The 15,111-nt window shown below is 46.9% G+C and carries 15 protein-coding genes; 1 reads left to right on the plus strand and 14 read right to left on the minus strand.

The annotated features are described in order from the left end of the window. Positions 1 to 3: 3 nt before the first annotated feature. The 14 genes from panC to ACN081_RS01045 form a co-directional block, all read right to left on the minus strand. Positions 4 to 924 carry a pantoate--beta-alanine ligase gene (panC, locus tag ACN081_RS00980; RefSeq protein WP_419103143.1) on the minus strand — a complete coding sequence of 307 codons (921 nt, stop codon included), beginning with the start codon at positions 922 to 924 and terminating at the stop codon, positions 4 to 6. A 36-nt stretch (positions 925 to 960) separates the two neighbouring features. Then, positions 961 to 1,854, minus strand: coding sequence for a Rossmann-like and DUF2520 domain-containing protein (locus tag ACN081_RS00985; protein WP_419106665.1), 894 nt, complete (start codon positions 1,852 to 1,854; stop codon positions 961 to 963). A 50-nt stretch (positions 1,855 to 1,904) separates the two neighbouring features. Next, positions 1,905 to 3,482, minus strand: coding sequence for a PH domain-containing protein (locus tag ACN081_RS00990; protein ID WP_419106666.1), 1,578 nt, complete (start codon positions 3,480 to 3,482; stop codon positions 1,905 to 1,907). Between the two features lie 2 nt (positions 3,483 to 3,484). Further along, positions 3,485 to 4,006: a PH domain-containing protein gene (locus ACN081_RS00995; protein ID WP_419103146.1), complete on the minus strand. Its 522-nt coding sequence runs from the start codon at positions 4,004 to 4,006 to the stop codon at positions 3,485 to 3,487. Positions 4,007 to 4,091: 85 nt separating this feature from the next. Then, a complete protein-coding gene (locus tag ACN081_RS01000) occupies positions 4,092 to 4,619 on the minus strand; it encodes a DUF3180 domain-containing protein (protein ID WP_419106667.1) in 528 nt (175 codons plus the stop codon). Beyond that, on the minus strand, positions 4,616 to 5,122 hold the full coding sequence (gene folK / locus ACN081_RS01005; RefSeq protein ID WP_419106668.1) for a 2-amino-4-hydroxy-6-hydroxymethyldihydropteridine diphosphokinase: 507 nt from the start codon (positions 5,120 to 5,122) through the stop codon (positions 4,616 to 4,618). Before folK ends, ACN081_RS01000 begins: the two co-directional genes overlap by 4 nt. Beyond that, positions 5,119 to 5,532 (minus strand): dihydroneopterin aldolase, encoded by a 414-nt coding sequence (folB, locus tag ACN081_RS01010; protein WP_419103149.1) that lies wholly within the window; start codon positions 5,530 to 5,532, stop codon positions 5,119 to 5,121. Before folB ends, folK begins: the two co-directional genes overlap by 4 nt. Before the next feature lie 240 nt (positions 5,533 to 5,772). Beyond that, positions 5,773 to 6,645: a dihydropteroate synthase gene (gene folP / locus ACN081_RS01015; protein WP_419106669.1), complete on the minus strand. Its 873-nt coding sequence runs from the start codon at positions 6,643 to 6,645 to the stop codon at positions 5,773 to 5,775. Positions 6,646 to 6,807: 162 nt separating this feature from the next. After that, a complete protein-coding gene (folE, locus tag ACN081_RS01020) occupies positions 6,808 to 7,380 on the minus strand; it encodes a GTP cyclohydrolase I FolE (RefSeq protein ID WP_419103151.1) in 573 nt (190 codons plus the stop codon). Beyond that, positions 7,380 to 9,509 carry an ATP-dependent zinc metalloprotease FtsH gene (gene ftsH, locus ACN081_RS01025; protein ID WP_419103152.1) on the minus strand — a complete coding sequence of 710 codons (2,130 nt, stop codon included), beginning with the start codon at positions 9,507 to 9,509 and terminating at the stop codon, positions 7,380 to 7,382. Before ftsH ends, folE begins: the two co-directional genes overlap by 1 nt. Positions 9,510 to 9,727: 218 nt before the next feature. Beyond that, on the minus strand, positions 9,728 to 10,279 hold the full coding sequence (gene hpt / locus ACN081_RS01030; protein WP_419103153.1) for a hypoxanthine phosphoribosyltransferase: 552 nt from the start codon (positions 10,277 to 10,279) through the stop codon (positions 9,728 to 9,730). A gap of 130 nt (positions 10,280 to 10,409) precedes the next feature. Continuing rightward, positions 10,410 to 11,585: a tRNA lysidine(34) synthetase TilS gene (tilS, locus tag ACN081_RS01035; RefSeq protein WP_419106670.1), complete on the minus strand. Its 1,176-nt coding sequence runs from the start codon at positions 11,583 to 11,585 to the stop codon at positions 10,410 to 10,412. Positions 11,586 to 11,588: 3 nt separating this feature from the next. Beyond that, complete coding sequence (locus ACN081_RS01040) at positions 11,589 to 12,707, minus strand: zinc-dependent metalloprotease (protein WP_419106671.1); 1,119 nt, start codon at positions 12,705 to 12,707, stop codon at positions 11,589 to 11,591. Between the two features lie 282 nt (positions 12,708 to 12,989). Continuing rightward, positions 12,990 to 13,466 carry an inorganic diphosphatase gene (locus ACN081_RS01045; RefSeq protein WP_419101111.1) on the minus strand — a complete coding sequence of 159 codons (477 nt, stop codon included), beginning with the start codon at positions 13,464 to 13,466 and terminating at the stop codon, positions 12,990 to 12,992. A 182-nt stretch (positions 13,467 to 13,648) separates the two neighbouring features. On the opposite strand from ACN081_RS01045, the gene dacB reads away from it, so the two are divergent. Further along, complete coding sequence (gene dacB / locus ACN081_RS01050; protein WP_419106672.1) at positions 13,649 to 15,037, plus strand: D-alanyl-D-alanine carboxypeptidase/D-alanyl-D-alanine-endopeptidase; 1,389 nt, start codon at positions 13,649 to 13,651, stop codon at positions 15,035 to 15,037. Positions 15,038 to 15,111 lie beyond the last annotated feature (74 nt).

Genomic DNA, 15,111 nt, shown 5'->3' on the forward strand with positions numbered 1-15,111 from the left:
AAATTAGTTTAATTCCATGTTGTCAATGAGACGAGTCTGCCCCACATAGGCTGCCACGAGAGCCAAGACCTTTGATGAATCAGCTGCCGGAGGCTCAAAGGTTTCTGAATCAATTACTTCAAGATAATCTAAGCGCACACCTTCAACAGCGTCAATGCGTTCGCGAGCAGCGCTAATATCATCTTCAGTGAGCCCACGAGTAATCTGCTGTTCTCGAAGCATCGCTAATGTACGCGATAACACCAGCGCACGCTCACGATCTTCAGCACTCAAATATTGATTGCGAGAAGAAAGAGCTAAACCGTCATCAGCACGCACAATAGGCACCGGCTTAATCACAATATCGTGGTTAAAATCCTGAACCATACGCTGAATCAACGACACCTGTTGTGCGTCTTTACGACCAAAATATGCGTTGACAACATGATGACGAGCACCAGATTTAAGAATGTTAAAGAACTTATTGACAACCGTCAAAGCACCATCAAAATGCCCAGGACGTGTCTTACCTTCAAAAAGATTTCCGAGCTTCCCTGAAGACACCGTAATCAAAGGGGTGCCAGAAGGATACATTTGGTCGTTATCTGGGGCAAAAACAATATCGGCACCAGCTTCTTGAGCAACTTGAACATCTGATTCAAGGGTGCGTGGATATTTCTCGTAGTCTTCACCAGGGCCAAACTGTAAAGGATTGACAAAGACTGAGACCACAACAACATCATTTTGTTCGCGAGCGCGACGGATGAGCGTGGCGTGTCCTTCATGTAATGCGCCCATGGTTGCCACATAACCCAATGTTACGGGTGTTGCGGGTTGTTCTTCTGTTGCCTGCTGGTGAGCTTGTTCTTGGGCTCGTTCAAGTGCTGAACTGACGCTTTGGCGAAGTTCATCAACAGAACGAATAATTATTGGACTACTCGTCACGGGGTGAAAGATCCTTTCATCATGTGCACTAAAACGTTAGCGTTGTAAGGCGTCTAGGACGCGTTCAAGCTGTTCATCACTCAATGCGCCTCGCGCGTGAGCTCTCTGCGCGGTGGCTTGAGCTAACGCTATGTACGCTATTGAGATATCTTCAGAGTTCTCTTCTTGTGCATACTGGCTAAGTTCTTGTGCGTGTGTGTGTACCGTCTGGATATCGGCTCGAGCTACTGGTCCTGTGAGCGTATTTTCGCCAGAAGATAACACGTTATCTAACGCTGCTTGAAGGAGCGGACGTAAATAGTGTGCAGGTTGGGGAACCCCAATAGATTCGAGAATTTGTAGTGATTGTCCAGTAATGGTCACAAGGTGGTTTGCCACATGTGCCAATGCCGCGTGGTACAGTCCACGGTCTGTTTCTGCAATAGTTACCGGTTCAGCACCCATCTCAACGCTTAGTGCCTGAGCAATAGGTAGAAATGGTGCCGGCCCAGTTACGGCGCAACAAGTATCTTGTAAACGCGCTAGGTCCAGAGATAACCCAGTGAAGGTCATGGCCGGGTGAATTGCTAAACAAATTGCACCTTGTGCGGCAGCTGGTTCAAGAACCGAAATGCCGTGCATACCGGAGGTATGAAAAACGATTTGTCCGTTTTTCCAACCGACAGTATGCGCTATTCCTTCAACAACGGAAGTAATAGTATCATCAGGTACAGCAAGTAATACGACTTCAGCTTCTTGCACAATATCGGGGATGCTGCGAAGAGGAACGCCAGGTAGTAGCATCTCAGCACGTTCGCGAGAAGCCTCTGAGATGGCGTGTACCCCGACGATGGTATGTTGAGCGGCCCGTAGGGCGGCACCGAGGACGGCACCTACCTTACCGGCAGATATCACACCAATTTTCATGCGGGCTGGTTGTGTAAAACTCACGGGTAACAGCTTACCCTAGTTGTTTCCTTAGATTCTGCCCTTATGCACACTTATCGGTAGACGTCACGATGAGTTTGCACAATTCTTTGGGCATCTTCGGCATGAATGTTCTTATTTGTGGCGGAAATAGGGCCCACAATAGTCCAAATGTTAACTGTGCGTGCCCCGTAATGTCGTTCTAAAGGTGAAGAGCGCACATCAACAGATTGGATAAACTGGTAGGGGATGATGGAAAGCTTGTAGTACAAGACACCGTCACGAAGGATGAAATATTTATCGGTGAGGGTAAACCCTGCACGGCGGTACGATAGTGGACGTAGCCACCGGAGTTTTGCTACACGAGGACGAAAACCAGCCTCAGTACCTCGAGTTCCATGAGCGTAGAGAAGCCATCGGCCTGTTACCCGTTCCTCATGGACGGGGAGAACCATGTCTAAGATTTTTTCGAGTTCTTCACCTGTTGCAAGAACAACTAATTCTTCCGTAATTTTTTTATCGTTCATCATGTCTTTGATGCCGTAGCCGGCGACGTTGATTACGACTTTGTACCAGTTCAAAGATCGCCAGAGAACGCTCTGATTAATCTGTAGCCCTTGGATTCTTGATACGGGTACGCTCTGGGTCACGGTATCGAATAGTCCATAACGAATTTTAAGACCTTCAGGAGTATCTGCAATACGGAAATTATAGCGGCGGGCAAAAGTGTTAAATAGAGAGCTCGCAAAACCAAACAAAATGATGATGGACGTAATACTTGAGAAGAAGCCTACACCCACTTCTCGCAAAGTAACCACTATGAAAATGAGAAAAAGCAAAAGCTGGAATAGCACTTTCACGTCCAACAATAATGACGCGACAAGACGCTTGGGCGGAACTCTTAGAAGCTCTTGTTCTGAAGAATCCTCAACTGCCGTAGGCGTTGGGAGATTCTCCTGCTGTAAAAATTGTTGCAGTTTCTCTTCTTCCGAGAGCATTACGGTAGGTACGTCTTCTGATTCTTCTCGTGTGGGCGCAGCATGCTGAGACTGCTTAACGTCCGTTATTCTTTGGAGCAAAGTCGAACGTAATTGTTGAGCATGTTGGTGTTTGAGGAATTTAATCGAAAGAGCACTACCGTCTCCGTCCGCTACGTCAACTGTCATTTCTGATAGACCAAAAAGACGAGCGAGGAATGGGGACGTAATATCGATGGACTGAATTTTGTTGATATTTGCTTTACGGTTCTTTTTAACGAGAACCCCCGTTTTAAGGTGAAAGAATTTTTCTCCAACAGCAAAGCATGTAAAGAACCAGCCAAGATACGTTACCCCATAATAAATAACCACAGATAACAGTGCCGGAACAAAAATTTTAGGGGTTGAAGTAATGAACGTTAAAAAGTCTCGTAGAGACTCAAGCAAAGAAGTATCTGACTCTAAAAACCCCGATTCGAAGAGTTCTTTACCGGTAATCCATACGATCCACGCAAGAATAAACCAGCTTGAGGCAAGAGGGCTCAGCGGGTGGGCACGTTTCCAATGAAGTTCTTCATCTGGTACTTGTTCGCTATTTTGAGGTTCATCATGTGTGTTGTTCTTGGCATCCTCATGCCCAAGAGAAAAATTATGTTCTTGTGGTGTTTCGCTCATCGTTACTTCACCATCTGTTCTACGCCGTCTTGAGTCAGAATCTCTCGTATTTTTTCAGCTTCAGGTTGAGGAAGCCCCGGGATTTTTGCCTCTGTTCCAACAGAAGCTGTATGAAGCTCTAGAGAAGCGAGTTTAAAGATTCCTGACACGAGACCAGAGGTAACGTCTACGTATTGCAAACGCCCATAAGGAACAGAGATGACTTTTCGCATCAAGATTCCTCGGGTGATAACGAGATGGCGTTCATCAAGGTGATACCCAATAGATTTGACGTAGCGAGGCGCCAGCAGAAGGTATGTCAGTTGTCCGAGGAAGAGAACGCCTAGGACTCCCAGAATAATAGGAAGTTTGAGGCCCGAGGAGAAGAACTCGTCTTCACGAAACATCCAGACAAGACCTGCGACACTCATGATGACCAGCAGGAAGATGGCCCTATTGATAAGGACAATCTTCACATAGGAGGGTGATACTCGTATCCACGGCCGCTGCTCAATATCTCCTATTGTTGAGTTCTGTTGAGTCATGAGATGGTACCTCATTTTCTAGTGCCCATAATTTTAACTACACACTATCGAAAAGTAACCTGCATCTCAACCTTCAAAATAGTTATTAAATATCATCCTGACGTGCATATCCACGGCTATCACGCTCAAGAATGTGCTCGTCTTTAGGGGCATGATCGTCAGAATCAGAAGGTGGTATTTTACACAGATGCTCCACCCAAACACCGACACCACATAAAAGCGCACCGGCAAGAACATCAACAATCGACGTTACCAGCGGAGGCCATGCGGCACGAAGAGTGAACATATACAACTGGTACGAAAGCAATGCGCTATGCCAGCCAGCAATCATCACACCCGTATAGGCGCTAGATTGAGCCAGCACAACAGTACGAGCTGCCAAAAGAGGGTTCATTCGCCCAGCATCAACCCGCCGGTCTCGCTGACGAAAACGTGATACCTGAACACCCAACCACATCAAGGGGGCACAAATTATCACTGAAACGAGAAGACTCGAAGGTGAAAGCATCAGCTCTGCGCCACCCCAACGCACGCTCAGCGTATTAGCTAAGGCGCCAACCATAAAAGCACCAAGAAAAACACTGAGTAATACTCTCAGACGTAAAGACGTCATGCACAAACCACCGGTGCTTCACGAATTTCGCGGATACCATCACGATCTTCAGCTTTTTGCGCCAACTCAGCAACCGGCACACCTTGTAGCTCGGCAGAAGGGTCCATACGAAGCCACGGTTCTAGAACAAATGCACGCTCAGCAGCTCGAGGGTGAGGAATCGTCAAATCGGTCTGAGTCATCTGAATATTGCCGTATTCGATAATGTCGATATCTAGAGTACGAGGACCCCAATGAACCTCGCGTGTACGATGATGTTTCGTTTCTACGCTCTGCGTATACTCCAACAATTCAAAAGGACGTAAATCCGTCTCAATCTGAATCACTAGATTCAAAAAATCAGGCTGTCCGTCAGGCCCGCCCACTGCAGCAGTCACAGCAACCGGAGAAATGTTCTGTACAGAAATCTGCGGATGACTACACAAGTCTGCAATCCCCCTAATGAGGGTTTCTTCTCTATCTCCCATATTTGAACCAAGAGCGAGGATGGCAGTTACACTCATTTTTTCTCCCTGAAAATCGTCACCGATACATCCGAAAAAGTCACTTCAATAGGAGCTTTCGGTTTATGCACGGTTATCTCAACGGCAAGAAGAGGGAAATGTTCTAACACTTCTTGCGCAATTTTTTCCGCCAATGTCTCAATCAAATCGACAGGCTCTCCCATCACCACATCACGAATAGTTTCAGCGACTTCAGCATAATTTGCTGTCTGCGTAACGTCATCGTCAGCAACAGCTCGTGAGAAATCGGTGAACATCGTAATATCCACAAAGAACGGCTGACCAGTTTGCCTCTCACTATCGAGAACGCCGTGATACCCAACGCACCCAACACCATTGAGGGTGATACGGTCTGCGGTACGATACGCAGAGGGCACAGCTTGTTCTGTAATAGTGCGGTACTCCGTCACAATGTTCCTTTGTTCGGCAGTATGGGGTATTACCGTCTCCTATTATCCACTGTTCCTGAGCATACTTAGTGTTGTTTGTCGCCACATTGAACCCCGTCAACATGTCAACGAACCCCCTCTTCCGCACCATTGCAAGGTTTTAAAGTTAAAAAACGAACTAAATGCGCTTGGAATAGAGGTTAAGCTCACACATGTTTTTAGGTCAAAAACACCTCATGTCGCTTCATCCATACAAAAACATCACATTTCCGAAGAATACGCTCTCACTTGTTGAACAACAGCAAGAGCATCAGCGCTAGAGCGAACATCATGAACCCGCACACCCCACGCACCATTTAACGCAGCAATAACACTCAGCGCTGCCGTCGCCGCATCACGCTCATCAACAGCACGACCCCGAGGCTCAACACCCAGGCGTTCAGCACGCTGACAATCTTCAACCTCCAATAAACGCCCTAGAAAGCGCTTACGAGATCCAGCAATCAATAGCGGATGCCCCAGCTCTCGAAAACGTGTCATCGACGCACACAACTGCCAATCTTGCATACCAACTTTTGCGAAACCTAAACCAGGATCAAGAATGATATTCTTCGACGCCACTCCCCCAGAAAGAAGACGATCACGCAAAGAACGAAGCTCAAAAAACACTTCATCAACAACATCCTCATAGCTGGCACAATCATTCATCGTCGCAGAAGTACCACGAGCATGAGTCAAAATATAAGGAACATCCAGTGACGCAACCGTATCAATCATCTGCTCCGAAAGATTCATTCCCGAAACATCATTAATAATGTCTGCACCAGCTTCAACCGCAACACGAGCCGTATCGGGATTAAGCGTATCGATACTCAAAAAAGCAGGAATATCACGTAATTTCTCAAGAACAGGCAAAATACGACCCTGTTCCTCAACACTTGAAATACGAGTAGAACCAGGTCGAGTTGATTCACCACCAATATCAATAATCGTGGCGCCATCTTCAACCATACGGTATGCATGGTCTACTGCTTCTTGCAACGTATAGTGTTCACCACCATCCGAAAAAGAATCAGGAGTGACATTCAGAATACCCATCACATGAGTACCAGAAGAAGAAAACACAGAAGACACCACAACGCCCACTTTCTAAAAATTTATCGATAGCAACTAAAACATACAGACACCACAAGAATACGCACAAGTACACACCGCATAAGGGTGAGGGCACCTACGATATTTTCGTAGGTGCCCTCACCCTTGCATCGGCAGAAGATTCTTCACAAACTTCCGGAACTACGAGCGAGAACTATTAATCAAGCTCATTGCCTCAGCACGAGTTGCCTCAGCACGTAATTGACCGCGCACAGCACTCGTCACCGTCTTAGCACCCGGTTTACGAACCCCGCGCATTGCCATACACATATGTTCAGCTTCCACAACAACAATCGCACCAGCAGGACGTAGATACTTTTCAATAGCATCTACAATTTCCGTTGTCATACGCTCTTGTACCTGCGGACGTTTAGCGAATAAGTCCACGGTACGAGCCAACTTTGAAAGACCCGTCACTTGCCCAGAATCCCCCGGAATATAGCCCACATGTGCCTGACCGAAAAACGGTACAAGATGATGCTCACACGTAGAATAAAACGGAATATCCTTCACAAGCACTAGTTCTTTATGGTCAATATCAAAAGTCGTCCCCAGAATATGGCCGGGTTCATCGTGCAAACCAGAGAACATCTCTGCATAGGCACGCCCCACTCGAGCAGGGGTGTCGACAAGACCCTCACGATCGGGGTCTTCCCCAATCGCTAATAGGATCTCGCGAACAGCTGCTTCAATACGAGGCTGATCCACTGCCATTAGCGTGCACCACCCCAAGGACTTTCATCTGGGCCTTGAGCACCGTTATCATTGCCCATACCAGGAGCGGGGTCTACATCTGTCACAGGCTTCTGAACCGGAGAAGAATCCGTATCAATCACAGGCTGTTGAACAATAGGCTCATTCTCTTGCGAATCTTCTGAAGAACCGTCCACCTCGCTAGGAGCCTTTACTGGGGGCAAAGAAGAAGGTTCACGAGTTGTTTTAGAGTACCAATGTGAACGCTCAGGACGTTTACGAACATCCTTGAAAATCTCTGCAATCTCTTTCTCAAGAAGAGTTTCTTTCTCAAGAAGAGCATAGGCAAGACGATCCAAAACATCTCGGTTCTCGGTCAGAATCTCAAAGGCCTCATCATGAGCGTTCTCAAGCAAAGCAGCAACTTCTTGGTCTACCACATAAGCAAGTTCATCCGAGAAGTTATTGCCTCCACCAGCACCACCGCCAAGGAACGGATCAGACTCACGAGCAGCAAGACGAACAGAACCGATACGTGAGCTCATGCCGTACTCGGTAACCATCTTACGAGCTGTTTCAGTAGCTTTTTGAATATCATTCGAAGCACCGGTCGAAGGATCGTGGAAGACAACTTCTTCTGCTGCACGTCCGCCCATGGCGTAAGCCATCTGATCAAGTAGCTCATGGCGAGTTGTCGAATATTTGTCGTCCTCAGGCATCACCATGGTGTAGCCCAACGCACGCCCACGAGGAAGAATCGTAATCTTTGTTACTGGAGAAGAATTACGCAAAGCAGCCGCAACCAAGGCGTGTCCGCCTTCATGATAAGCGGTAACTTTTCGTTCATGTTCTTTCATAATGCGAGAAGATCGCTGAGGCCCAGCCATCACACGATCAATAGCCTCATCAATGGCACGCTCATCAATCACGTTTCCACCATCACGAGCTGTCAACAAGGCAGCCTCATTCATGACATTTGCGAGGTCGGCGCCGGTAAACCCAGGGGTTCGTTTCGCCACAGAAGACAGCTCTACACGGCGGTCAATAGGCTTACCCGCCGCGTGCACCTCGAGAATACGCTGACGACCCTTCAAGTCAGGAGCATCCACTCCAACTTGACGGTCAAAACGGCCCGGACGCAACAAAGCAGGGTCTAACACATCAGGTCGGTTCGTTGCAGCAATCACAATGATATTTGAGGTTCCGTCAAAACCATCCATCTCAACAAGAAGCTGGTTTAGAGTCTGCTCACGCTCATCGTTACCGCCACCCATACCGACACCGCGTTGGCGACCTACAGCGTCAATTTCGTCAACGAAAATGATGGCAGATTTATGGTTCTTAGCCTCTTTGAAGAGGTCTCGCACACGAGAAGCACCCACGCCCACGAACATCTCCACAAAGTCAGAACCAGAAATAGAGTAGAACGGAACTCCAGCTTCCCCAGCAACAGCTTTCGCAAGAAGAGTCTTACCGGTACCGGGAGGGCCATACAAGAGAACGCCCTTAGGAATTTTTGCGCCAAGACGAGTAAATTTCTCTGGTTCAGCAAGGAACTCACGCACTTCTTCAAGCTCCGCGAGAGCTTCATCAACACCGGCAACATCAGAGAACCGTACGGTCGGGTTGTCTTTATTGAATTTCTTTGCACGAGACTTCGAGAAATTCATAATCTGAGAGCCGCCAGAACTGACTCGAGACATCAAGAACCAGAACAATAAAGCAATCAGAACAAAAGGTGCAAAGAATGTCAGTAACGAAGTAAACCAGTTATTCTGTACAGGCTGATCGGTGTAACTCTTCAGTTTTCCATTATCCACAGCCTGAACCACATCACCAGCGCGAGCATTTACGAAATAGAATGTGACATTCTTTCCGAGATTCTGCCCCTTAGGAGTGGAATAGTCGTCTTTAAGCTCTAAATCTACGCGCTGATCGCCATCATAGATTTTCGCGCTCACAGCTTTATCGTTCTTCAATAACTCTAAGCCGACATTCGTATCGACACGGTTTGAACCGTTAAACATCGAGGTAATCGAAAAAGTCGCGAAGATGGCTAAAGCGAGCACCACCCAGAACCATGGTCCTGAGATGAACTTGCTGAAGAACCCTTTATCTTCTTCTGGGTTCTTATTGGTTTTTTGCGCCAATGCGGTAATCCTCCAAATATGGGTGACTACCCGTCTAGTAGAAGCACGAGGCAACCACTATAGGGGCAGAGGTTATTCTGCACATTAATGTACAGGTGAAACCTGTTAAGTTCCCGTTCAGTCAGGTGCGTTCCCCTCAAGGCTAAAATTTTACGGTGCGAGCGAGCGTACTATTTTTATCTCGTTCGCACCGTACAAGAGGAGATTCTTAGGTGTATTTAGGAATAGACGTGCGGAGCTAAAGTCGCAATACAGTCCAAGTTACGGTAGCGTTCTGCAAAGTCTAAACCGTAACCAATCACAAATTCAGGGTCGATATCCCAACCAACATATTTGCACTGAACATCAGTTTTAACGCATGTTGGTTTACGCAGAAGAGCACAGATTTCAACGGAGTTTGCACCACGAGAAATGAGATTCTGTTGAAGCCACGCAAGAGTAAGCCCAGAATCAATAATGTCTTCGACAATCAGAACATCACGTCCAGTCAAGTCGGTGTCAAGGTCTTTGAGAATACGAACAACACCAGAAGACTTTGTTCCAGAACCATAAGAAGAAACAGCCATCCAGTCCATGGTGTAATGGGTGCTCAATGCTCGTGAGAGGTCTGCAACCACCATAATTGCACCTTTGAGAACACCTACCAGAAGAACTTCTTTACCTGCGTAATCTTTATCAATCTGTGCAGCGAGTTCTTTAATCTTTGCGTCAATATCTTCTTTGGTGAAAAGAACGTGTTTGATATCGTCCTGTACGTCTTCTGCCTTCACGATTCCTCTAATCCTTTGTGATTGATATGGGGGCTGTAGAAAATTAGTGTACCGTCTAGCAGATAGCTGCGCTAAAGCAAACCGGCACCTAAACATGTTTTTCTCGGTATTCGTTCTTTAAGTATGGAGCTTACACGGTGGTGAGTAAAACAATAACCCCAGTTTCTTTCAAAAGAATCTCTTTTTTCTCTGCAGATGAACGAAGTTCCACTGTAACTTTCGCAGGTGGACGGCGACGGTAAGCACTCACCTTACCTGCCAGCTGTATAGGGCCAGCAATAGTGTGACCGCACAAGAGTTCTCCTAATGCTTGTAAACGTTCAAAACTTGGATTTTCTCCGCCCAAAGAACGAACAGCCAAAGATAATACTCGATGCTGTAACGCTGGATGTTCTTGACTCAACGCATAACGGTTAATCACCATGACATTCTGCGAGGGAGTGCCGGCAGGAAGATTCAAAGATTCAACTCCACCTACCGCCGAGAGTTCAAGCTGTACCCGAGCAAAAACTCTCTCAGCTTCTTCTTCAAGATACTGTGCGTCAGGGCCACTAATAGCAGCAGTACGGGCCAATGAGAGAGCAACAGAACCACCTAAATGCTCTTCCAAAAAAGGAAGAATACTATGACGGACCTTCGCTCTCATAAGGCTCTGGTCGAGGTTCGTAGGGTCATACCACGGGTCTAAACCCTCAGCAACACAAATTTGTTCGACTTCATACCGACGTAAATTCAGCAGAGGACGGAGATAATTCACACCATGGTGAACACGCACCGGACTCATCCCGCCTAAAGATTTTGTACCCGACCCTCGCGCTAAACCAAGAAGCACTGTCTCTGCCTGATCGTCTAACGTATGTGCAAGCATAATTCCTTGTGCACCAGTTTCTTTAACGGCATCTTCAAACGCCGCATATCGCGCAATACGTGCCGCCATTTCAGGTCCCTCATGGTCAGCGTCAACAGTAACAGAACGTACAAGCACCGGAGACAATCCCATATCACGGCATGTTTGTGCAGCCTGTGCAGCGACTTCGTCAGAGCCTGTTTGAAGCTGATGATCAACAATTATTGCACCGATACGTATCTCACCACGACGTACAAAGTGGGCTGCCAATGACGCTAACGCCAAAGAATCAGGGCCACCAGAACAACCCACCAAAAAAAGTGGAGGATTCTCTTGTGGACGCGCTTTACCTGAAGCGTGAATAAGTGTTTGTCCCAAAAAATGATTGATGTTTTGTTCAAGAAGGGTGCGTGCGCGTCCTACTGCCGGATGTAAACGTCCTCGTCGTCCGTTTTGCATGAGTTATTCTCCTGCCCAAGGGATGACGCGTTCCGTTGACGCTAACATCCTATCAATCCACTGCTGGGGGTGATGTATTTCTTGTTCAGTAGGAAGATTCTCAGGGCGTTCCCACATCATGTTGAAACGGTCCATGCCCTGAGCGTCCACAATGTATTGAACGAATTTTTGTCCGTCTTTATATTGTTGAAGTTTTCGTTCCATGCCAAAGAGTTTTTGCACTATTTTGTGGAAGAAGGTGTGTGTTTGGCTGCGACGGTTAAACCGTTGGCGAATAGTTTTGATACTAGGAACTACTGATGCGTCAATAGAGTCCATGACAACGTTAGCGTGACCTTCAAGAAGACTCATCACAGCAGTCACCTCAGAAAGCGTCTTATGGGCAGAATCGTTAAGAGCCAAAGAATTTGCCTCTGATTGAGAAGAAGTAGAGTGACCCAAGGAAGTTTTCGCTGTATGGATAACACGACCAAAGAGCTCTTCAGTGTTCGACCCTAAATCTGAAGATAGGCGGTGCACGAGTTGAAGGATATACTCATCAAGCCACGGCGCAGCGGCAAACTGCACACGGTGTGTTTGTTCGTGCAAACAGACCCATAGTCTAAAATCTTCGGGATCGAGGTGAAGTTCTTCCTCTAGTGCAAGGATATTGGGGGCTACGAGCATGAGCCGTCCACCCGATGCCCCGTACCCGGCGCGGGCAGCGTATGGTTCGTATTGTCCTAGTACTCGTGTGGAAAGATAAGCGAGCACGGCACCAACTTCAGTTGCTGTTGCATAGCTGACTAATGTTTTTTGGGTTTTTGTTAGTTTCTTCATCTTCTGTGCTAGACGTGAAGACGGTTCGGTGTTAAGCATGGTTGAGAATGCTTGTGTGTTTGCTTTAGACCATGTGGGGCGGTCTACAACGAGAACTTGTGAATCTGTGAGCTGGTGAGCTACCTCAAGTTGAGTGATACGGTGTACGTGCTCCACTGACATTAAAGCCGCATAACGGATACTTTCTACAGCACGAGTCATCTCTTGAACTGTTTTTTGAGGTCCAGCAGGTACAAGCTGAGCAGCAACTTGGGCTGCTGTATCCCAAGCTACAAGGTGAGAAAGAGTATTTTTTTGAGTCATTGTTCTTTACTCTATACCACAGTTTTCTCATCTTTCTTATCCTTTAGTTCTTCACTCAACACACGTTGCACGTTTCAGAAAGATGTTGATTGTTCAAGGTATCTGCTTGCTGTAGTTCTTTCCATAAGGCGGCTTATCTCTGGCAATAGAGGCGAACCTTAGAAAAGTTTTACTCGTTTTATATCGTCTATAAATAAAGAGGTGTCATGGACAAGATACATGTTCTTGCCCATGACACCTTATAGGTTTTGGTTAGAAGTGCTTAACCTCTAACGCATGAATTTATGCGTTGTGGCGGTCGATAGCTTCCTGAACCATTTTTTCTGCAGCTTCGCGGCCTTCCCAGCCTTCACCTTTAACCCATTTACCGGATTCGAGGTCTTTGTAGCGTTCGAAGAAGTGCTGAATTTCTGCTTTGAGCTGTTCAGAAACGTCTTCAAGTTCTTGGATGTGGTCATAGCGTTTATCGGCAGGAACGCAGAGAACTTTTGCATCTCCGCCAGCTTCGTCAGTCATATTGAAGACTGCGATGGGGCGAGCTTCAACAACAACTCCGGGGATAACGTCAACGTCGAGGATGACCATTGCGTCCAGTGGGTCGCCGTCTTCACCAAGGGTGTTATCAAAGTATCCGTATGCGGTGGGGTACTGCATTGAGGTGAATAGAACACGGTCAAGGCGTAGACGTCCGGTTTCGTGATCGATTTCGTACTTTACGCGTGAACCGCGATTGATTTCGAGGGTGACGTCAAGTTCCATGAGGTCTCCTTATATGTTGTGAGTTGGGGCGTACCTGTTGCAGATACGTTTAGCATATCGGTGTACAGTCTAACCTAGACATGAGATATACCTGAGTTTTTACGGCTATTCTCTTATAGTCTAACGTTCGTGACTTTTGCTGGTGAATAGTGTTGGGAGAATATATGAATGGTGAGGAATCTATGTCTTCGTCAGAGACATCAAAGAAACGTCAATGGATATTACCTAGCGTTTTAGGTGTTGCAACGCTAAGTGTTGGGGCGTGGGCAATTCCTCACGTACAGTCAGCCCATACTTTAGCTGATGGTGCAACGTCTTCGTATGTTAGCCCTCAGCCTGTTCAGATTCCTTCTGCTGTTCATTCTTCAGTAAGCTCTCAAACAGCGACTCTTACGCAAACTCTTGACCAGATTTTAGACTCTTTACCTGACGGGAACGTGACGGGATTAGTGATTGATAAAGATTCGGGTGAAGTGCTCTATCAGCGTGGTGCTGAACAGCAGAGGGTTCCAGCATCTAACCTGAAAATTCTTGTCGATTATGCTCTTCTTCAGCGGGTTGATCCGACCGCACGTTATGAAACAAGTGTCCGTCGTCAAGACCATGTATTGACTCTTGTAGCGGGCGGAGACACTCTTTTAGGAACTGGTTTATCGCGCCCTGACGATGTTGTAGGTCATGCAGGTTTAAGGACGCTTGCTCAGAAAGTAATTCAGGGGCTATCACAGGGGTCTTCTCATTATCGTGTCAATCTTGATACGTCTATCTATCAGGGGCCTTCGGTTAATCCGGCGTGGGCGCAAGGAGATATTGATGCTGGGGAGGTCTCTGCAGTCAGCCCTATTGCGTTCTACTCTCATTATTCTCCTGATGCTCAGGGGAAGGCTTCTCGCTCCCGACCGGCACAAGCAGGACAGGAAGTACACCGTTATTTTGTGTCTTTACTCAACGAGTTAGGTGCGCAGAAAAATCTAAGTTTCTCTATGGGGGAGGAAACAAACGCACCAGAACATTCAGAGGTTCTTGCTCAGGTGAGTTCGGCAACGGTTGCTGAGCAGGCAGCGTATATGATGCAACATTCAGATAACATGTTGGCAGAGACTTTAGGACGTAATCTTGCGGTTTCTTTAGGCCGTGAAGGCTCCTTTGAGCAAGCACGTACCTCAATTCAAGAGACGTTAGAACAAAATGGTATTGATACGACGGGGTTTCATCCGGTAGATATTTGTGGTCTTTCGGGTGATAACAAAGTCACCAATAAGATGATTGTTCAGGTACTTGAAGCTATTGCTGACTCGTCTTCTCACACAACATTGGCGTTAGACGGTTTTCCGGTTGCTGGTGGTTCGGGTACGTTAGCTTCACGTTTTGGTGCTGCTGATACAAGGCAGGCACAGGGATATGCGCGTGCGAAGACTGGAACTTTGTATTCTGTGATTTCTTTATCGGGTTATGCACGTTCTGCTTCCGATAAAACTTTGGTGTATTCGTTTATCACTAATGACATCAACGATATTGGTGGGGCTAAAGAAACATTGGATCGTGCGGTAGCTGTTTTAGTCCAGCGTTAGGTGCATTAAACACATCAAGCTTTGGGTGTGAACCAATATTGGTTCACACCCAAAGCTTTATATGGATGAAGTTT

Source organism: Rothia sp. P13129 (assembly GCF_048512865.1).
Taxonomy (GTDB): Bacteria; Actinomycetota; Actinomycetes; order Actinomycetales; family Micrococcaceae; genus Rothia.

Coding starts and splice junctions, on each gene's coding strand:
- ACN081_RS00990 (WP_419106666.1), bottom strand. CDS start 3,482: ATGAGCGAAACACCACAAGAACATAATTTTTCTCTTGGGCATGAGGAT.
- ACN081_RS00995 (WP_419103146.1), bottom strand. CDS start 4,006: ATGACTCAACAGAACTCAACAATAGGAGATATTGAGCAGCGGCCGTGG.
- folK (WP_419106668.1), bottom strand. CDS start 5,122: ATGAGTGTAACTGCCATCCTCGCTCTTGGTTCAAATATGGGAGATAGA.
- ACN081_RS01045 (WP_419101111.1), bottom strand. CDS start 13,466: ATGGAACTTGACGTCACCCTCGAAATCAATCGCGGTTCACGCGTAAAG.
- folE (WP_419103151.1), bottom strand. CDS start 7,380: ATGGCAGTGGATCAGCCTCGTATTGAAGCAGCTGTTCGCGAGATCCTA.
- dacB (WP_419106672.1), top strand. CDS start 13,649: ATGTCTTCGTCAGAGACATCAAAGAAACGTCAATGGATATTACCTAGC.
- ACN081_RS01040 (WP_419106671.1), bottom strand. CDS start 12,707: ATGACTCAAAAAAATACTCTTTCTCACCTTGTAGCTTGGGATACAGCA.
- tilS (WP_419106670.1), bottom strand. CDS start 11,585: ATGCAAAACGGACGACGAGGACGTTTACATCCGGCAGTAGGACGCGCA.
- ACN081_RS01000 (WP_419106667.1), bottom strand. CDS start 4,619: ATGACGTCTTTACGTCTGAGAGTATTACTCAGTGTTTTTCTTGGTGCT.